The 19,719-nt window shown below is 68.2% G+C and carries 14 protein-coding genes and 1 pseudogene; 9 read left to right on the forward strand and 6 right to left on the reverse strand.

The features are described from left to right. Positions 1-23 precede the first annotated feature (23 nt). The 3 genes and pseudogenes from LCHO_RS16485 (at position 24) to LCHO_RS16490 (ending at position 2,123) form a co-directional block, all read left to right on the forward strand. Positions 24-446 (forward strand): hypothetical protein, encoded by a 423-nt coding sequence (locus LCHO_RS16485; RefSeq protein WP_012348311.1) that lies wholly within the window; start codon positions 24-26, stop codon positions 444-446. A gap of 36 nt (positions 447-482) precedes the next feature. Next, a pseudogene (locus LCHO_RS23755) lies at positions 483-1,043 on the forward strand (DUF1810 family protein); the annotation flags it as partial. Between the two features lie 198 nt (positions 1,044-1,241). Further along, positions 1,242-2,123, forward strand: a complete 882-nt coding sequence (locus LCHO_RS16490; protein ID WP_012348313.1) for a LysR substrate-binding domain-containing protein — start codon at positions 1,242-1,244, stop codon at positions 2,121-2,123. Between the two features lie 13 nt (positions 2,124-2,136). Here LCHO_RS16490 and LCHO_RS16495 read toward each other — a convergent pair whose 3' ends face one another. The 5 genes from LCHO_RS16495 to LCHO_RS16515 all read right to left on the reverse strand — a co-directional run bounded on the left by LCHO_RS16495 (position 2,137) and on the right by LCHO_RS16515 (position 7,578). Then, positions 2,137-2,499: a DUF2237 family protein gene (locus LCHO_RS16495; RefSeq protein WP_012348314.1), complete on the reverse strand. Its 363-nt coding sequence runs from the start codon at positions 2,497-2,499 to the stop codon at positions 2,137-2,139. A 33-nt stretch (positions 2,500-2,532) separates the two neighbouring features. Further along, positions 2,533-3,723, reverse strand: a complete 1,191-nt coding sequence (locus LCHO_RS16500; protein WP_012348315.1) for a GGDEF domain-containing protein — start codon at positions 3,721-3,723, stop codon at positions 2,533-2,535. A gap of 111 nt (positions 3,724-3,834) precedes the next feature. Then, the gene (locus tag LCHO_RS16505; RefSeq protein WP_012348316.1) at positions 3,835-4,860 is read right to left on the reverse strand and encodes an ABC transporter permease; all 1,026 of its coding nucleotides are present in this window, start codon (positions 4,858-4,860) and stop codon (positions 3,835-3,837) included. 116 nt (positions 4,861-4,976) lie between these two features. Continuing rightward, entirely contained in the window at positions 4,977-6,524 is a 1,548-nt protein-coding gene (locus LCHO_RS16510; protein ID WP_012348317.1) for a sugar ABC transporter ATP-binding protein, read from the reverse strand. Between the two features lie 124 nt (positions 6,525-6,648). Further along, positions 6,649-7,578, reverse strand: a complete 930-nt coding sequence (locus tag LCHO_RS16515; RefSeq protein ID WP_012348318.1) for a sugar ABC transporter substrate-binding protein — start codon at positions 7,576-7,578, stop codon at positions 6,649-6,651. Between the two features lie 227 nt (positions 7,579-7,805). Between LCHO_RS16515 and LCHO_RS16520 the strand changes: the two genes are divergently transcribed. From LCHO_RS16520 to LCHO_RS16545, 6 genes are all read left to right on the forward strand, one after another. Then, positions 7,806-9,746: a bifunctional 5-dehydro-2-deoxygluconokinase/5-dehydro-2-deoxyphosphogluconate aldolase gene (locus LCHO_RS16520; protein ID WP_012348319.1), complete on the forward strand. Its 1,941-nt coding sequence runs from the start codon at positions 7,806-7,808 to the stop codon at positions 9,744-9,746. A gap of 36 nt (positions 9,747-9,782) precedes the next feature. Continuing rightward, the gene (gene iolD, locus LCHO_RS16525; RefSeq protein ID WP_085986855.1) at positions 9,783-11,663 is read left to right on the forward strand and encodes a 3D-(3,5/4)-trihydroxycyclohexane-1,2-dione acylhydrolase (decyclizing); all 1,881 of its coding nucleotides are present in this window, start codon (positions 9,783-9,785) and stop codon (positions 11,661-11,663) included. 19 nt (positions 11,664-11,682) lie between these two features. Further along, on the forward strand, positions 11,683-12,612 hold the full coding sequence (gene iolE / locus LCHO_RS16530) for a myo-inosose-2 dehydratase (RefSeq protein WP_012348321.1): 930 nt from the start codon (positions 11,683-11,685) through the stop codon (positions 12,610-12,612). An 11-nt stretch (positions 12,613-12,623) separates the two neighbouring features. Further along, entirely contained in the window at positions 12,624-13,421 is a 798-nt protein-coding gene (gene iolB / locus LCHO_RS16535; protein ID WP_012348322.1) for a 5-deoxy-glucuronate isomerase, read from the forward strand. Between the two features lie 351 nt (positions 13,422-13,772). Continuing rightward, complete coding sequence (locus LCHO_RS16540) at positions 13,773-14,720, forward strand: carbohydrate porin (protein WP_012348323.1); 948 nt, start codon at positions 13,773-13,775, stop codon at positions 14,718-14,720. Between the two features lie 115 nt (positions 14,721-14,835). Beyond that, the gene (locus LCHO_RS16545) at positions 14,836-15,921 is read left to right on the forward strand and encodes an oxidoreductase (protein ID WP_012348324.1); all 1,086 of its coding nucleotides are present in this window, start codon (positions 14,836-14,838) and stop codon (positions 15,919-15,921) included. A gap of 307 nt (positions 15,922-16,228) precedes the next feature. Here LCHO_RS16545 and LCHO_RS16550 read toward each other — a convergent pair whose 3' ends face one another. Beyond that, complete coding sequence (locus tag LCHO_RS16550) at positions 16,229-19,681, reverse strand: glycoside hydrolase family 15 protein (protein WP_012348325.1); 3,453 nt, start codon at positions 19,679-19,681, stop codon at positions 16,229-16,231. Between the last annotated feature and the right edge of the window lie 38 nt (positions 19,682-19,719).

The following is a 19,719-nucleotide window of genomic DNA, read 5'->3' on the forward strand; positions in this document are numbered from 1 at the left end:
CACCCACCCTGAGCCTGCACACCATGAAATCTCCACGCCACTCGCTGCGCATCCTGTTCGCCGCCAGCAGCTTCTGCTGCTCGGTCATCCTCATGCTCTTTCTTCGAGGCCGAACCACGGCGACCCCGGTTTTCTGGATCGGGACCTTCGCGGCGGCAACCGCGATCTGCGTCTTCGTCTGCTGGATGGCCTTCCGCCACGGCCGCATGACGGTCGACGACGTGCCGCTTTCAACGCTGCTGGCCAAGCTCGGGCTGCATCTGCTGGTCGCCTATGTCGCCTGCACGACCCTCATCACGGCCGTGGGGCTGGCGGGTCTGCTGACCGTCACGCACTCGTTCACCAGTTCGCTCGCACTCGCTGCCTTGGCCGGCCTGTGGCTGTCGATCTGGCTCGCGCCGGGTGTGGCGGCGATCTCGACTTCGCGGGCGCTGGCCCGCCCGTGAGGCGAAAGAGCATGACCGTGACCCCGCAAGACGAGTCACTGGGTGTGGTTCGTGCTGCCGCAACTGCGCGGCCTGGGGCACAGCGCGATGGCGCGGTTCAGTATCCTCGCGCAGGCCCTACCGTTCGTTGACTCGCTGGGAAAGCAACCCATGACCTCTATTCGCCAATCCAAAAAGGTTGCGCTAACACGAGTCCTGTTCGTGAGCCAACGACGAGCAGAATCCATGCAAGGGCGCCCGACTGCCGCCATCATCTCGATCACCGATCCTGGTCAAGTACGTGCGGAACTGAAGTCCGGCTGGGGCGCCACACTCCGAGTGGCATTTCACGATTCAGATCCAATTACGTTTCCATTCGCGAACCAAGATTTGACGCCGATGAAGGAAGTTCAAGGGCTGCAGATCGCGCAGTTCATCGAGGCGATCCCTCAGACAGTACGAAGCCTTGTAGTTCACTGCCGCTCTGGAATTTCGCGCTCGGCGGCCATTGCGAAAGCAATCGCCGAGGCCCATGGTCTTGCATTCGATCCAAGCTACTTCGAGTTCAATCGCCATGTCTATGCCATCACCAAAGCGCACCTACGACCAGTCGCCTGAGGCACGATTCAACCGGACACGAACCTTGTTCCAAAGGCGCCATGACTTCGCATTCATGGAAACGTTCTTCGAGAAGAAGTGTTGGATCACCGACTCGAACGGTCGAAGCGAGTCCGCTTACTTGACCGAACCCATCGACAGACACGGCAATTGAAGTCAGCGGGCTGCGGTGATCGTCGGCCCGGAGGACACCCGCCCATGGCCCTGCAACACATCCCGCCGATCCAGTGCCTGCTGACCTTCGAGGCGGTCGCCCGCCTGCGCAATGCCAGTCGGGCGGCTGACGAGCTGTGCGTCACGCCCAGTGCCATCAGCCACCGCATCCGCCAGCTCGAGTCGCACCTGGGCGTGAAGCTGTTCGGCCGCAACGACTTCACGCTGACCGCCGACGGCGTGGCCTATCTGGCCAATGTGCGTGCCGGGCTGGCGGCCTTCGGGCAGATGCCGTCGCGGCGGGCCGAGCGGGGTGCCACGCGGCTGCGGGTGGCGGTCACGCCGACCTTCTGCCGCCAGCTGGTGATGCCCAAGCTGGAGCTGTTCCGCAACGCCTACCCGGACGTCGAGCTGATCATGCAGGTGTCGATACCGCTGCTCGACGTGACGGCCGAGAAGGCCGATCTGGTGGTGCGTTTCGGCGCCGGCGGCTACACCGACCTCGAGCACCGGCTGATCCTGAGCGAAGCGGTCACGCCGGCCTGCAGCCCGAGCTATCTCAACGAGTTCGGCCCCTACGCCGGTTTTGCCAGCGACGCCGAGCTGGCCGAGGCGCGCCTGATCCGCAGCCCGCTGGAGCCCTGGAGCACCTGGTTCACGCACTGCGGCCTGGCTCGGCCGGAGCCGCAGGTGGGCTCGCAGTTCAACGACCTGGGGCTGGTGTACGACGCGGCGGCGTCGGGTTTCGGCGTCGCGCTGGTGCGGTTGGGGCTGGGCGCGGCCTGGTTCGACAGCGGCCGCCTGGTGCGGCTGTCGCCGCAGGTGGTGGCCTCGCCGATGCGCCACTACATCTGCTGGCAGCCCGGCGCACTCGAGCGCTGGGAGTGCGCGGCCTTCGTCGACTGGCTGACGCAGGCGGTGGGCTGAGCCAGCCGGCGGCTCAGGGCATGAACTCGCAGGTGCGCAGGACGTCGAGCGGGACGTGTTCGAGCGCCGCCTGGTGGGTCGCCTCCAGCACCACCGGCGGCGCCACGCCCGCCGCGTGGGCCTCTTTCCAGCGCAGCACGCACAGGCACCAGCGATCGCCGGGCCGCAGGCCGCGAAAGCGGTGCTCCGGCCGCGGCGTGCTCAGGTCGTTGCCACGCGCCGTCGAGAACGCCAGGAACTCGGCCGTGACCCGGGCGCAGACCACGTGGGTGCCGAGGTCATCGGCCCGGGTGTTGCAGCAGCCGTCGCGGAAGTAGCCCGTCAGCGGGTCGAATGAGCAGGCCACCAGTTCGGTGCCCAGGACGTTGCGTGCCATGGATCGCTTCACTCCGGATGTGACGAGGTGGCGTCAGGATAGCGGGCGGGGCGCCACCTTGTAGCCGTTGCGGCCGCTGCGCTTGGCCTCGTAGAGCAGCGCGTCGCTGCAGCGGATCAGGTCGGTGACACCGTGCACGCCGTCGTCGGACGACAGCGCCGCGCCGATGCTGACCGTCACCACCGACAGCCCGTCGCCACGGTGCGCGTGCGCGATGCCCAGCTGCCGCACCGCCTGCGTCAGGCGCTGGGCCACCGCACCGGCCAGGGCGGGCCAGGCCGGCGCCAGCATCACGGCGAACTCCTCGCCGCCGTAGCGGCCGGCGAAGTAGTCGCCTTCGCGCATGTGCTCGGACAGCACGCGCGCCACCCGCACCAGGCAGTCGTCGCCGGCCTGGTGGCCGTAGTGGTCGTTGTAGGCCTTGAAGTGGTCGAGATCGATGATCAGCAGCGCCATCGGCTTGCCGGTCTGCCGGGCCTTGTCCCAGAACAGCTGCGCCTGCTCGTCGAACTGGCGCCGGTTGGCGATGCCGGTCAGGCCGTCGGTCTGGGCCAGGGCGTGCAGCTTTTCGTTGGCCTGCAGCAGCGCCTGGCGGTTCATGCCGTCGAGCACCGAATGCAGATACGCGCGCCGGCCCGACAGCGTGGTGTGCCAGCTGGTGAACAGGCTGAACAGCAGCATCGGCAGGTAGACCAGCACGAACACCATCACCGCCTGCGGGTCGTCGCGATGGAGTCGCAGCACGCCGTGCAGGATCGCCGCCGAGATCAGCAGCGACAGGCCCAGCGCCGGCAGGAAGTCGACCCGCACGCCCAGGTTGGCCAGCACGATGAAGATCATCGAGGCGTAGATGTAGGTCGCCACCGCCGGCATCTGGCTGCGCGCCAGCAGATCGAACCAGATCAGCGTGGCCAGCAGGATCAGCGTGGGCAGCAGCATGTCGAGCAGGTGGATGCTGCGCACCCAGCGCATGGCCGCCAGCGTCAGCGGCAAGGTGATCGCCAGGAAGATCGAGCGCGCACGCGCAGACTCGTGCGCGATGTCGGGCAGCACCAGGTAATCGGCCGCCACGTAGGAGACGTAGGCGGCCTGGCCCAGCAGGTTCATCAGCAGCAGGAAGCGCAGGCTCTGTGCGCGGTGGTAGGCATCGAAATCGGCGCGCAATGCGGGCGGTATCGGAGCCGACCAGCGGGCGAGTGCCTGCTCGACAAGTTCACGGTTCATCGCGGCAGGATACAAGCCGCCGGGCCCGCGTGATCGCGCGCGCGGGCGCGCGGATCGAGGGGAACGTCTGAACGGGTCGAGCCGGCTTCAGTTCAGCGATGACGCAGGCGCTCAGCTGCGGCGGTTGCGCTGGCGGTACTGGTCGGCCACCACGGCCACCACGATGATCGCGCCCTTGACCATCTCCTGGTAGTAGGCGTCGATGCGGATGAAGGTGAAGCCCGAGGTCATGACGCCGAGGATCAGCACGCCGATCACGGTGCCGGTCATGCGGCCCACGCCGCCGGCCAGCGACGAGCCGCCGATCACCACCGCGGCGATCGCGTCGAGCTCGTACATCACGCCCATGCCCGACTGGCCCGAGATCGCCCGCGCCGCGGTCACGCTGCCGGCAATGCCGCTGAGCAGGCCGGCCAGCGCGTAGATCCAGATCAGATGGCGGTTGACGTTGATGCCCGACACCCGTGCGGCCTGGCGATTCGCGCCGATCGCATAGGTGAACTTGCCGAAGCGGGTGTAGCCGAGCACGACGTGGAAGATCGCCGCGATCACCAGGAAGATCACCACCGGGATCACGCCCGAGCCGATCCAGGCAAAGTCGTCGGTGAGCATCGACACCGGCATGCCGCCGGTGAACCACTTGGCGAAGCCGCGTGCGGCCACCATCGTGCCCAGCGTGGCGATGAACGGCGGGATGGCGGTGAAGGCGATCAGCGAGCCGTTGATCAGGCCGATCACCAGGCCGATCGTCACGCCGGCCAGGATCGGCCAGATCGCCGGCAGGTCAGTCAGCTGCGGGAACACGGCCCGCGGGAAGTCCGACACCTGCGCCAGGCTGGCCGACACCACCGCGGCCGCCGCCACCACCGAGCCCGACGACAGGTCGATGCCGCTGGTGATGATCACCATGTTGACCCCCACCGCGATGATGCCGATCACCGACATCTGCAAGATGATGATCTGCAGCCGCTCCGGGTTCATCAGGAAGCTCTGGCCGTTGAGGTACCAGCCGATCGCCTCGAAGAACAGGCTGATGCCGATCAGCACGAGGAAGATGCCGGCCTCGGGCGGCCACTTCCGCTTGGTCGGCTTGTAGGTCATGGACTGCGCGCCCACCGCGGGATTGAAGATGCTCATGATGTGGTCAACCTAAGAGATGTTGTGGGGGATGGCGGCCGGCGCCGGGCCGCCCCAAGCAGGCCGCGCGCCCCCTCGGGGGGCAGCCGCCGTACCCGGTGGCGTGGGGGCTTCGTTCATTGCGAGGCGAGCTCCATGATGCGGACCTGGTCGGCATCCTTGCGCTCGACGATGCCGGTCATGCGGCCTTCGTGCATCACCATCACCCGGTCGCTCATGCCCAGCACCTCGGGCATCTCCGACGAGATCATCAGCACCGCCACGCCCTGGCCGGCGAGCTGGCTGACCAGCCGGTGGATCTCGGCCTTGGCGCCCACGTCGATGCCGCGGGTGGGTTCGTCGAGGATCAGGATCTTCGGTTTCGTCAGCAGCCAGCGCCCGATCAGCACCTTCTGCTGGTTGCCGCCCGAGAGGTTCTGGATGATCTCGGCCAGCGTCGGCGTCTTGACCCGCATCGACTGCGCCATCGCCTCGCAGTCGCGCTGCAGCTGCGCGCTCTGCACGAAACCGAACTTGACGTAGCGCTGGCTCAGCACCGCCGTGTCCATGTTGGCCAGGATGTCGAGGCTCAGGAAACAGCCGGTGTCCTTGCGGTCTTCGGTGAGAAACGCCATGCCGTGTTTCATCGCCGCGGCGGGCGTGTCGATCACCACCGTCCGGCCGTTGATGGCGATCGAGCCGGTCGTCGCCGGCACCACGCCGAACAGCGCCTCGGCCACGTTCGAGCGCCCCGACCCCACCAGCCCCGCCAGGCCGAGGATCTCGCCGGCCCGCAGGTCGAAGGTGACGTCACGGAAGAGGCCCTCGACACCGAGGTTCTTGACCGACATGACGACGCCGCCGATCGGCACCTCTTCTTTCGGGAACATCTGCGTGATCTCGCGGCCCACCATCATCTTGATGATGTCGTCGCGCGTGAGCTCGCTCGACAGCCGGGTGTCGATGTACTTGCCGTCACGGAACACCGACACCTCGTCGGCGATCTCGAACAGCTCGTTCATCTTGTGCGTGATGTAGACGATGCCTTTGCCCGCCTTGCGCAGCTGCCCGATGATGCGGAACAAGTGCGCCACTTCCTTGTCGGTCAGCGCCGAGGTCGGCTCGTCCATGATCAGCACGTCGGAGTCGAACGACACCGCCTTGGCGATCTCGACCATCTGGCGGCTGGCCACCGACAGGCTGCGCACCTCGGTCTCGGGGTCGATGTCGATCACCAGGCGGTCGAACAGGGCCTGCGTGCGCCGCCGCAGCTCGGCGTGGTCGACGAAACCGAAGCGGTTGAGCGGCTCGCGGCGGATCCAGATGTTCTCGGCCACCGTCATGAACGGCATCAGGTTCAGCTCCTGATGGATCATGGCGATGCCGTTTTCCAGCGCATCGAGCGGGCCGGTGAGCGTGAGCGGCTTGCCCTTGACGCGCAGCTCGCCCTGATCGGGGATGTAGACGCCGGCGATGATCTTCATCAGCGTCGACTTGCCGGCACCGTTTTCGCCCATCAGCGCGTGCACGGTGCCGGGGCGCAACTTGAACTGCACGTCGTCGAGCGCGACCACGCCGGGAAAGGCCTTGCGCACGCCGCGAACTTCGAGCAGATAGCCGGTGGAGCGCTCGACGGCGGGCGTGTCAGACGCGGCCGGTGCAGCTTCCAGGGTGGCTGAAGACATGAGGCTTCCTTCATGCAACCGCCGCAGGCGGCCCGCGCGATGCGGGCGGCTGCAGGGGTCGGTTCACTCCGTGGAGTGAGGCTCGGCCTGACGCGCGGTCAGGCCGACTTGCAGGCAGAACCGATCAGTTCTTGCCCGAGTACTTGGCCAGGTTGGCCGGCGTCACCAGCTCGAACGGCACGTTCACGAAACGGTCGACCGGCTGCTTCTTGATCAGCTTGAGCGCCGTCTCCACCGCGCCCGAACCCTGGCCGGCGGCGTTCTGGAACACCGTGACCTTCAGGTCGCCCGCCTTCATCGAAGCCAGCGCGTCCGGCGTGGCATCGATGCCGGCGACGATCGAGGCCGGCGTCCACTTCTTGGCGGCCTTGAGCGCGTTGATGGCGCCGATCGCCATCTCGTCGTTGTTGGCGATCACGGCATCGAACTTCACGCCCGACGACAGCCAGTTGGTCATGATGTCCTGGCCGTTGGTGCGGCTCCACTTGCCTTCGCGCTTGTCGGCGATCTTGATGCCGCTGCATTCCTTGGTGGCGACGACGTCCTCGATGTCCTGCGTGCGGGTGCGCGCGGCTTCGTTGCTCAGCTCGCCCATCAGCACCAGCACGTTGCCCTTGCCCTTGAGCAGGCGGCAGACCTCCTGCGTCTGCACCGTGCCCGAGACCTTTTCGTCGGACGCCACGAAGGCCACGCCCGCGGGCAGCTTGGCGAAGTCGACCGGCTTGCGGTTCACGTAGACCAGCGGGATCTTGGCGTCGGTCACCATCTTGGTGATCTTGGGCGTCGCGTCGGTGTCGACCGGGTTGACGATGATGGCGTCGACCTTCTGCGCGATCAGGTTCTGGATCTGGCTCAGCTGCTTGCCCACGTCGCCCTGCGCGTCTTCGACCTGCACGGTGGCGCCGGCCTTCTTGCCGGCATCGACGGTGCCGTTCTTCAGGATCGTCAGGAAGGTGTCCAGCTCGGCCATCGCCAGACCGACCTTCTGGGCGTGGGCCATCGGGGCGGCCAGGGTGGCAGCAGCAGCGGCAGCGACGATCAACATCTTCTTCATGGACTTGTCTCCTAGGGCTTGTGGGTTCGGGTGCGGGTTCCTGATGGCCGAGAAGCGGGGCGGGCCCTGCTCTTCGGCACGGAGCCACTGTAGCTTCGAGCCCCGTTTTTTTGGAAATCAATTTCTAAGGAGATACACCTAGAGAACTTGATTTCTCTAGAATCTAGACTTGCCAGAAGCCTGAAATTCAACCCCCCGATGGACGCCCCGCCCGGGCGAATGCGCTGATGAGTGCCCTCAACTTCCCCTCCGATCGCCGCTTCGACCTGGCCTGCCTGGGCCGCCTGGCGGTCGATCTGTATGCCCAGCAGTTCGGCAGCCCGCTCGAGGACACCCGCTCGTTCTCGATGACGCTCGGCGGCTCGTCGGGCAACATGGCCTTCGGCGTGGCGCGGCTGGGCCTGAAGAGCGCGATGATTTCGCGCGTCGGCAACGAGCAGATGGGCCGCTTCCTGACCGAGACGCTGGCACGCGAGGGCTGCGACGTCAGCCAGGTGCAGATCGACCCCCAGCGCCTGACCGCGCAGGTGCTGCTGGCGCTGAAGGACCGCGACACCTTCCCGCTGCTGTTCATGCGCGAGAACTGCGCCGACATGGCGATCGACGCCGCGCTGATCGACGAATCGTTCATCGCCCAATGCCGCGCGCTGGCCATCACCGGCACGCACCTGTCGACGCCCGGCACCCGGCGCGCCTCGCTGGCGGCGCTTGCCGCCGCGCGCCGCCACGGCGTGGTGCGCGTGCTCGACATCGACTACCGCCCGGTGCTGTGGGGCCTGACCCCACGCGGCGCCGGCGAGAACCGCTACGTGCCCGATGCCGAGGTGACGCTGCAGCTGCAGCAGGTGCTGTCGCAGTTCGACATGCTGGTGGGCACCGAAGAAGAGTTCTTCATCGCCGGCGGTGCGCCCAACGACCTGATGGCCTCGCTGCGCGCGGTGCGCGAGATCTCGTCGGCGGTGCTGGTGGTCAAGCGCGGCGCGCTGGGCTGCAGCGTCATCGAGGGCTCGATCCCGGCGGCGATCGACGACGCGCCCACCTTCAAGGGCGAGCGCATCGAGGTGCTCAACGTGCTGGGTGCGGGCGACGCCTTCATGTCCGGCCTGATGGCCAGCCTGCTGCGTGGCAAGGACTGGGCCGAATCGACGAAGGTCGCCAACGCCTGCGGCGCGATCGTGGTGTCGCGCCACGCCTGCTCGGCCGCGATGCCCACGCCCGCCGAGCTGGACCACTGGTTCAGCGGCACGCGCAACCCCAAGCCCGACGCCGACCAGCAGCTCGCCCACCTGCACCGCGTCAGCCCGAACCGCGCGCAGTGGAACGAACTCTGCGTGATGGCCTTCGACCACCGCAGCCAGTTCTACGACATCGCCCGCGAAGCCGGCGTCAGCGACCGCCGCGTCCCGGCCCTCAAGCAGCTGCTGGTGAAAGCGGCCGAACAGGTCGAAGCCAGCCGCAATCTGCAAGGTCACATGGGCGTGCTGATCGACGGCAGCGACTACGGCCGCGACGCATTGGCCAGCGCCACCGGGCGCGACTGGTGGGTCGGCCGGCCGGTCGAGCTGCCGAGCTCGCGGCCGCTGCGATTCGACGGCACCCGCTCGATCGGCAGCGCGCTGATCCACTGGCCGACCGAGCAGGTGGTCAAGTGCCTGGTGCATTACCACCCGGACGACGCCGTCGACCTGCGCCTCGAACAGGAAGCCCGCGTGCTCGAACTGTGGGAAGCCACGCGCGAGAGCGGCAACGAGCTGCTGCTCGAGATCATCCCGCCCAAGGCCCTGACGCCCGCCGGCACCGAGGACGAAGCCGTGCTGCGCGCGGTCAAGCGCTTCTACAACCTCGGCGTCAAGCCCGAGTGGTGGAAACTCGCGCCGATGAGCGCGGACGGCTGGTCGGCGCTGGAGGCGCTGGTGGCACAGCGTGACCCGTTCTGCCGCGGCGCGGTGATCCTGGGACTGAACCAGCCGCTCGACTACCTGGCGGCGAGCTTCGCGCAGGCGACGAATCCGATCGTCAAGGGTTTCATGGTCGGCCGCACGCTGTGGGTCAGCGCCTCGCTGCGCTGGTTCAAGGGCGAGATCGACGACGCTGCCTTCATCGACGAGGTGGCGCGCAACTTCACGGTGCTGGTGGACGCCTGGAAGAACCGCCGCAACGTGGCCTGAGCTGCGATCGAGACCCACCGACAAGACGAAAGATCCCTGATGAAAACGATCCGATTGACGATGTCGCAGGCGCTGGTGCAACACCTCGCCGCCCTGCGCGTGGAGATGGCCGACGGCAGCATCGCGCCCTATTGCGGCGGGGTGTTCACGATCTTTGGCCACGGCAACGTGGCCGGCATCGGCGAGGCGCTGTATGCCCAGCGCGACCACGCACAAAACCCGCTGCCGACCTTCCGCGCCCACAACGAACAGGGCATGGCGCACGCGGCCATCGCCTACGGCAAGGCGCAGTTCCGCCAGCGCATCATGGCGGTGAGCACCAGCATCGGCCCGGGCGCGACCAACCTGGTCACGGCCGCCGCGGTGGCGCACGTCAACCGCCTGCCGGTGCTGCTGCTGCCGGGTGACACCTTCGCCACCCGCGCGCCCGATCCGGTGCTGCAGCAGATCGAGAGCTTCAGCCAAGGCGACCTGAGCGCCAACGACTGCTTCCGCCCCGTCGTGCGCTACTTCGACCGCATCACCCGGCCCGAGCAGATCCTGACCGCGCTACCGCGGGCGATCCAGGTCATGACCGACCCGGCCTCGTGCGGCCCGGTCTGCCTGGCGCTGCCGCAGGACGTGCAGGCCGAGGCCTTCGACTGCCCCGTGAGCTTCCTGCAGCCCGCGCTGATCCGCTTCCGCCGCCCGCCCGCCGATGCCGGTGAGCTGGCGCGCGCCGCCGAGGTGCTGAAGACCGCGAAGCGGCCGCTGATCGTCGCCGGTGGCGGCGTGTTGTACAGCCAGGCCAGCAACGAGTTGCGCGCCTTTGCCGAGGCGCACGGCGTGCCGGTGGTCGAGTCGCACGGCGGCAAGAGCAGCCTGGCGTGGGATCACCCGCTCAACCTCGGCGCCATCGGCGTCGACGGCATGAACGTGGCCAACGCGATGGCGCGCGAGGCCGATCTGGTGCTGGCCGTGGGCACGCGCCTGCAGGACTTCACCACCGGCTCGCACGCGCTGTTCGCCAAGGCGAAACTGCTGTGCCTGAACGTGCAACCCTTCGACGCCGGCAAGTGGAACGCCACCTCGCTGGTGGCCGACGCCAAGCTCGGCCTGGGGCAGCTCTCGGCCGCTGCCGCCGGCTGGTCGGCCGATGCCGGCTGGACCGACAAGGCCCGCGCCGAAGCGGCCCGTGGCAACGCCATCGTCACCGAGCTGACCACGGCGGTGCCGAAGGGCGTGCTGCCGTATGACGCCGAGGTGATCGGCGCGGTGCGCGATTCGTTGAATGACGCGGGCGGCGACAGCGGTCTCGACGACATCGTCGTCTGCGCCGCCGGCACGCTGCCGGCCGAGCTGCACAAGCTGTGGCGCTCACGCGCGCCGGGCACGTATCACATGGAATACGGCTACTCGTGCATGGGCTACGAGATCGCCGGCGGCCTGGGCGCCAAGATGGGCGCGCCGCACCGCGAGGTGATCGTGATGGTGGGCGACGGCTCCTACATGATGCTCAACGCCGAGATCGCCACCTCGGTGATGCTGGGTCTCAAGCTGATCGTCGTCGTGCTCGACAACCGCGGCTACGGCTGCATCGAGCGGCTGCAGGGCAAGTCGGGCGTGCCGAGTTTCAACAACATGCTCGACGACTGCGTGCCCGAGGGCGGCCAGCCCAGCGAGATCGACTTCGCGATGCACGCCCGCGCGATGGGCGCGCACGCGGTGCACGTCGCCGACGTGGCCGAGCTGAAGACCGCGATGGTGGCCGCGCGCGCCGCCCGCAAGACCCAGGTGATCGTGATCGACACCACCCACACCCGCACCACCGACGGCGGCTGCTGGTGGGAGGTGGCGATCCCCGAGGTGTCGCAGCGCAGCGAGGTGCAAGAAGCGCACGAACGCTACGTCACCGCCAAACAAGACCAACGCCTCTGATTCAAGAAGGAACCTGACCATGACCTGGAACGTGCGCATCGGCATCAACCCGATCTCCTGGATGAACGACGACCTGCCCTCGCTGGGCGGCGAGACGCTGCTCGAAACCGCTTTGGGCGAAGGCGCCGAGATCGGCTACGAGGGCTTCGAGCTCGGCAACAAGTTCCCCAAGGACGGCCCGGGCCTGAAGGCCAAGCTCGATGAATTCGGCGTGGCTTGCGTGTCGGGCTGGTACTCGGGTTTCCTGGCCGAGACCGAACCCGGCCAGAGCAACGCCGACGCGGTGGCCGCCGAGATCGAGCGCGCCCGCGCCCACATGAGCAAGCTGCAGTACAACGGCGCCAACGTCGTCGTCTACGGCGAATGCGCCGGCACCGTGCAGGGCCAGATCGACGTGCCGGTGTCCAAGCGCCCGCATTTCGCCAACGCCGCGTTGTGGCAGGCCTATGCCGAGCGCCTGAACGCGTTCGGTGCGCACCTGATCGACACCTACGGCATCAAGCTCGCGTACCACCACCACATGGGCGCGTACGTCGAGTCGCCCGCCGACGTCGACCAGCTGATGGCGCTGACCGATCCGGCCAAGGTGTTCCTGCTGTTCGACACCGGGCACGCCTACTTTGGCGGTGCGGCCGACCCGGTGGCGCTGCTCAAGAAGCACCTGTCGCGCGTGGTTCACGTGCATTGCAAGGACGTGCGCGCACAGGTCATCACGACGGCACGCAACGACGGCTGGAGCTTCCTGAACGGCGTCATCAACGGCACCTTCACCGTGCCGGGTGACGGCGTGATCGACTTCGACGCCGTGCTCACCACGCTCAAGAACGCCGGCTACGAAGGCTGGCTGGTGGTCGAGGCCGAGCAGGATCCGGCCGTGGCGCCGAGCTATCAGTACGCGCAGAAGGGCTACCGCACGCTGCGCGCGATCGTCGATCGGCTGAGCGCCTGAAGGAAGCGGCCATGAGTCTTCTCGTCAAGGCCCGCGCGGGCCGTGAAATCTGCGAAGTGACGCCCGAGTCGGCCGGCTGGACGCACGTGGGCTTCAAGGCCCTGCGCCTGGCTGCCGGCGACAGCGAAAGCCTGGACACCGGCACGCGCGAGCTGTGCGTGGTGGTGCTGACCGGCACGGTCGACATCATCGTGGCCGGCGAGCGATATGCCGCGCTCGGCTCACGCAACAGCGTATTCGAGGAAAAGTCGCCCGACGCGCTGTATGTGCCGGGCGGCCTGGCCGTCACCATCAGCGCCAGTCGCGACAGCGAAGTCGCACTGTGCAGCGCGCCGAGCAAGGGCGGCAAGGCCGTCAAGCGCCTCGACGGCGCCAGCCTGCGCCGCAGCGTGCGCGGCCAGGGCAGCAACACGCGCTATGTGTGCGACATCCTGCCGCAGGACGATCCGGCGGCCGACCACCTGCTGGTGGTCGAGGTGATCACGCCCGCCGGCCATTCCAGCAGTTACCCGCCGCACAAGCACGACCGCGACGCCGCCCCCGAAGAAACCCTGCTCGAGGAAACTTATTACCACCGCCTTAATCCGCCGCAGGGTTTTGCATTTCAGCGCGTTTACACCGACGACCGCAGCCTCGACGAGGCCTGCGCGGTCGAAAACCACGACGTGGTGATGGTGCCGCGCGGGTATCACCCGTGCGTGGCACCGCATGGTTATGACCTTTATTACCTGAACGTGATGGCCGGGCCCGGCCGGGCGTGGCATTTCAAGAATGACCCCGCACATGAATGGATGATCCAGGCCAGGTGAGGCGTCGGCCGGGGGCGTTTTGTCGCGTAATCACGACACATCGGACCCCCGGGTTTTCCCACGACCCGGCGTCTTTCAAAACAGCCAATCGGGGGGTTTGCCCCTGTGTCGCAGCGCACAAAAATAGCGCGGACGTCGTAACCCGATGAAACCGCAAGGTGCGCGATGCACAAATGTGGTGTGCCCCAACAGCCGGCCGTCACAATGGCGTCATTCGAGACAGTGGCGATAACACAACAAAATGATTGATAGTCGCCACAGGGCGGATACAGTTGCCCTCGAACCAGTTTTATTCGCGTTCACCCACGGCCGACTCGCGGCCCTTTTGCAACCCCGAGAGGAGTAAATCCAATGAACCGTTTTTTCAAGCTGAGCGCCGTTGTGGCTGCTGTTGTCGTTGCTGCTCCGGCGTTCGCCGCGGCTTCGATGGATGCCAATCTGGAACTGGATACCAAGTACGGCAATGAGCAAAACGGCGTGAAGCGTGGCATCAGCCAAGGCGGCCGCGTTGAATTCAACGTCGCCGGCAAGGCCGGTGGTGCCAACGGCTTCGTGGCTGGCCGCGCCAGCCTGCTGCTGCAGAAGACCGGCGGCGCTGCCACCGACGACATGTGGGGCCAGATCGGCACCTCGTTCGCCGACGTGAAGTTCGGCCGTTTCGAAGCTGTTGAACTGTTCGCGGTCGGCAAGGACGTCTATGTCGAAGACGACAACGGCATGAACCACGCCCGCACCAACGAACTGCGCGGCCGTTTCGGCAGCAGCCCGGCTCACCTGGCCCTGACCGTCAATGCCGCTCCTGGCGTGTCGTTCGAACTCGGTCTGGTCGAAACCAAGGCTGTCGGCGAAATCAAGGGCGTGCGTCCGAACGTGACCTTTGCTGCTGGCCCGCTGTCGGTGAAGCTGGGTATGGAAAGCGGCCGCACCAACGGCGCGACCGCTGCTGCAGATGTCAAGTTCACCGGCTTCGGTGGCGTGGTCAGCATGCCGATCGCTGGTGGCTCGGTCAACCTCAACTTCGCACAGCGCACCGACAAGCCCGCTGGCGGCGACCTGAAGCACACCGCCTTCGGCGTGATGGCCATCTTTGGCCCGGCTGGTTTCGCCTACATCAACGACAAGGACGAAACCGCTCCTGGCGTGTCGTCGAAGCAGAACACCATCTACGCTGCCTACTCGCTGCCGCTGTTCGCCACCGGTGCCACCATCACCCCGGCGTTCTCGTACAGCAAGTCGAAGCAAGACGCAGGTGACGGCGCTGCTAGCGGCGTCGCTGTTCGCGTCAACTACGCGTTCTGATGCCCGGCCTGCAGGCCTCGTGTCTGCAGGCTGAACAACGAACCGCACCTCGGTGCGCTCGTTGTGCGTCAAGCCAGAAGGGTCGGCCTAGCCGGCCCTTTTCTTTTGGTCGACCATGAACACCGCCCCGCCTGACCTGAATGTCGCCCTGATCGGCCACGGCTACGTCGGCCGCACCTTCCATGCGCCGCTGATCCGCAGCGTGCCGGGCCTGAAGCTGGCGCTGATCGCCTCCAGCGACGCTGGCGCCGTGCAGGCCGCCTGGCCGGGCGTGCCGGTCGAGGCCGATTACCTGGCCGCCGCGCAGGCGCCGGGCATCGATCTGGTGGTGATCGCCACGCCCAACGACAGCCACCACCCGCTGGCGCGCGCCGCGCTGCTGGCCGGCAAGGCCGTGGTGATCGACAAGCCGTTCACCGTGACGCTGGACGAGGCGCAGGACCTGGTGGATCTGGCGCACGAGCGCGGCCAGCTGCTGTCGGTGTTCCACAACCGGCGCTGGGACGGCGATTTCCTGACCGTGGCGCAGCAGATCCGCAGCGGCGCGATCGGCGAGGTGCGCGAGTTCGTGTCGCGTTTCGACCGCTTCGACCCGACGCCGCGCGACCGCTGGCGCGAGCGCCCCGGGCCGGGTTCGGGCCTGTGGTACGACCTCGGACCGCATCTGGTCGATCAGGCGCTGTGCCTGTTCGGCGCGCCCGATCGCATCGGTGCCGATCTGGCCGCCTTGCGCGACGGCAGCGACGCGGTCGACTACGCCCAGGTCACGCTGTTCTACGAACAACCGCGCCGCCGGATCACGCTGCACTGCACCCGCCTGGCCGCCCTGCCCGGTGCGCGGTTCGAGATCCACGGCCAGCTCGGCAGCCTGGCCTGCCACGGCCTGGACACGCAGGAAGACCAGCTCAAGGCCGGCATGGCGCCCGGCGCCGACGGCTGGGGCGACGATCCGCGCCCGATCAGCTGGATGGACTGGCGCGACGTGGCCCAGGGCGCCAACACGCGCGTGGAGCGGGCCGCGACCGCCCTGCCCCGCTTGGCAGGCGACTATCGCCACTACTACGCCGGCATCCGTGATGCGCTGCATGGCGTCGGCCCGAATCCGGTGCCGGCCGAGCAAGCGCTGTTGACGATGCGGGTGATGGACGTGGCGATGCGCAGCTCCGAGCGGGGTCAAACGCTGGCGTTGGGCGGGGGCTGAGTTTTCTGTCTCGGCTCTGGCAATGGCCTGCCGTGGGTGAGCGGGCCCGGGGTGAGGGGATGCGATCCCGCCTCAGACACTGCGCTGATATCGGCGGGATCGCATCCCCTCACCCCGGACAACATCGAACGGGCGTGCCAAGGTTGAATTCAACCCGGCGCAGGCGCTACAACGACTCCACGTTGTCGTGACTGGCTGGCCGACCCGCCGATATCAGCGCAGTGTCTGAGGCGGGGCGGCCAGCCAGTCGCGGCAACGTCGCTCGGTCTGCGCAGCAGAACCCAAAGAGCCCTGCCACCACGAAATCTCAGCCCGCCGATCCGGCCTCCGACACCACCGCGGCAGAAATCCCATCGGTCGAAACGGATACCCCCTCGCCCTCCGACGCCGCGTCCGCATCCACGGCAACGACCTCGACCGCGGCCGCCTGCTGCGCCGCCAGGGCCTCGAGCTCCTCGCGCCGCGCCTGTTCGACCAGGAATCCGATCGCCGCCATCACCAGGTTGGCGACGCGATGCGGCGGGCTGGCGTAGAAATCCTTCCACGCCTGGCCGCGATGCTCGTTGTAGTCGGCCGCCGCGGCGGCTTCGGCGCCGAGCGATTGCTCCCAGCCCAGTCGCACCGCGATGCCCACCAGCACGTCCATCACCAGCCAGCTGTCGAGCTGCAGGTCGGCGTTGGCGCGGAAAATGTCGCTCAGGGCCAGCAGGGCCTCGATCGTCAGCTGGCGGTATTCGGGGGCGTGGATCTTGTTGAGCAGATCCTCGATCTGCAGCGCAAACCCGCGTTCGCCGGGCGTGCTGTCGGCGCGGGCCAGCGCGCTGTCGAGGCGGTTGCGGGCATCGAGCTGGTCGCCGATCACCAGGCCGGGCACCTGGCGCAACAGCGCCCAGATGCGCTCGTGGAAATCGACCGGCACCCGCGCCACCGCGCCGCTCAACTCGCGCCAGGCCAGCCAGCCGGGCACGACTTCGGGCAGCTGCGGATCGTTGCTGGCCGGGAACTGCAAGGCCACCAGGGACTCCGCACCGCCGGTCGTGTTGACGTGCAGCGACTGCAGCCGCACCAGATCGCGGCTCATCTCCTGCTCGCTGACGATCACCTCGCGCAGGCGCCCCAGCAGCGCCTGCGGGCTGCAGTCGAGCAGGTGGTCGAAGGCTTCGGCCTGGCTGATGCCGTGTTCGATCGCCAGCCGGCCGGTGATCAGCAGCAGCAGGTACCAGGGCCGCAGCGTCAGCGTGCCCTTGAACAGCGTGGTGTCGGCCTTGATCAGCAGGCCCAGCAGCAGCACGATCTCCTCGATCAGCAGCCGCCCCCGCGCATCGCTGCCGCCGAAGCGGCGCAGGCGGTCGAACAGCTCGGCATTGCCCAGCGGCGTGGTGATGATGGCCTGGGCGTCGTAGGCGCGGCCGATCGAGACCTGGCGCTGGCGCACGACGATCTGCGCCACCGCATCTTCGAGCGTGTCGTCATGGACCTCGAGCACGCCGGCGGCGCGGCGGATCAGGCCCCAGCGGCGCTCGCGGCGGGCGCGGGAATAGAGCGCCTGGCAGAGCTGGCGCAGCGTCAGGCCGGACCAGGCCGGCGCGTCCAGGCCGTGGCGCTGGGCCAGCAGGCCGATGGCCTCGACCTGTTCGTAGGGGTTGCGGCTGCGCTCGATCAGCCGCTGCAGCGCGGCGTCGTCGAGCTCGCGCTCCAGCACGGCGGCGCGGGCCGGGCTCAGCGGCCGGGTCGCGGCTTCTTCCCAGTGCAGCGCGGCCAGCGCGGCCGGGCTCTGATCGAGCGGCTTGGCGGGCTCGTCAGGCAGGCGCGGCAGCGCGTCCAGGCGGCAGTGCGTGGCCGCCGGCAGCAGGTCGGCCAGCGGCGCGATGCGCAGCGGCGGCACGCCGGGCGGCCGCGCGGCCCCCGGCACAGCCGCCGCGACCAGTTCGCGCAGGGCCTGCAGCAGGCGGTCGGCACCGGGCGCGTCGAGCATCGGCTGGGTGACCAGCAGCGCCAGCAGGGGCTGGCCGTCGCGGGCGCGCCAGTGGCGGCGCAGGTAGGACAGCTCGCCGTGGATCTCGTCGACCAGCAGGCGGTTGTCCAGGCCGACGTAGAAGCCCTGGCGCGCCAGCACCGGCGGCAGGAAGACGAAGCCGCGGTCGACGGCCTCGTCGCCGTGGCGCTGCAGGTAGAGGCGGCTGGTGGCCAGCGAGCCGGGGCGCTGGCGCGGCCGCCCGCTCAGGCCCAGCTCGTCCCAGCGGCCCAGCGCGGTGAGCGCGGCGTCCAGCTCGTCGGCGTAGCGCACCTGCAGGGGCTGGACCTCGGCCAGGGTCTGCGCCGGGATGCCGTGGGCGGCCATGCGCGCCTGGGCCAGGCTGTCGGCGGCCAACAGCGCCAGCTGCACCGTGACCGAAGGCGGCGCCGGCCGGCGCAGCACGTCGTGGCGACCGAGCGGGTCGATCTGCTCGGCGCGCAGCAGACCGTCGTGCAGCAGCGCACCGACCAGGTAGAGGCTCTGCGCCCAGACCAGCGGCACGTTGTCGTTGGGCACGCGGTCCTGGCTGTGCGGCGCCTCGCGCTCGGCGTCGACCTTGTCGGCCGGCACGTAATAGAGCTCGGGCAGCAGGCGCTGGCCGTCGCGCTCGACCATCAGCGACTCCAGGCGCGCGCGGTAGTCGTCGGCCTGGGCCGCATCACCGCGCAGCTGGGCGTCGATCAGCAGGTAGGTGAAGAACAGCGGCCATTCGCTCTCGATGCGGCGGAACTGCTGCAGCTCGCCGTGTTCGTAGTGCAGGCGGCTGTGGTCCTCGACCACGGTCTGGTGTCCGTCGCGCAGGAAGCGCTTGCAGCCGTAGCGGCCCTGGAGCTTGCCGACCAGGCGCTCGAGGGTCGCACTGCAGCGCTCGGGGTCCTCGATCGCGAAGGCCGGGTAGCCCAGCACCGACAGCAGCGCGGCGTCGGTCTCCTTGCTTTCCGACTCGCGCGGCAGCAGGTGCGCCAGCGTGGCGCGGGCGTGGGCGATGTCGTCGGGCTGCACCAGGATGGCCGGCGCCTGGCCGGGCAGCAGCTCGAAGCCGCTGATCGCCTCCAGCGCCGCCCGCGCCATGCCCACCGAGCTGGCGTTGATCTCGGCGTGGCCGTGGTTGAGCTTGTGGCCGCGCTCCCAGATGCCGTAGTCGGGCGTGCGGTAGGCGCGCGCCAGGTAGTGCACCAGGTTCTGCACGAAGGCCACCTCGGCCGGCGTGCGCACGATGGCCAGGCCGCTGGCGCTCATCTGCGCCAGCTGCAGCAGGAAGATCGCGGTGGCATCGATCTGCAGGTGGCCCCAGTCGGCGTCGCCCACCACCGGCTCGCCGCTGGTGGTGGCGTACTTGGCGTGCAGCGCGTCGAGCGGATGCTGGGTGTGCTTGAAGCGCTCGACCTTGTGGGCCTGCTTCATCATCGCCACCAGCAGGCCACGCATCAGCGCGATCACCCGAGCCTGCAGCTCGGCGGCGATGGCCGGATCGCGCTCGCGGTGCGCCAGCTCGAGCGCCCAGACGCCCAGGATGCTGTAGACGTTGTCGCGCACCCAGGCGTGGGTGTAGTCGCCGTGCACCGTGATCGCGGTGCTGGCCGGCAGCAGGCCGGTGACCGGATCCTGGCGCGCCAGGATGATGGCGCGGGCCTGCGCGGTGCAGGCGGCCAGCCGCTCGGCAACCGGATCGGCCAGGGGTGCGCTGGCGAGCGGGCGGTCGGACGAGGTGGGGGACGGCGAAGCTTTGTGGCGACGGTTCATGGTTCAGGCGCGGGATGACGGCGCAAGCCCCCATCCAC

The organism is Leptothrix cholodnii SP-6 (genome assembly GCF_000019785.1).
GTDB classification, from domain to species: domain Bacteria; phylum Pseudomonadota; class Gammaproteobacteria; order Burkholderiales; family Burkholderiaceae_C; genus Sphaerotilus; species Sphaerotilus cholodnii.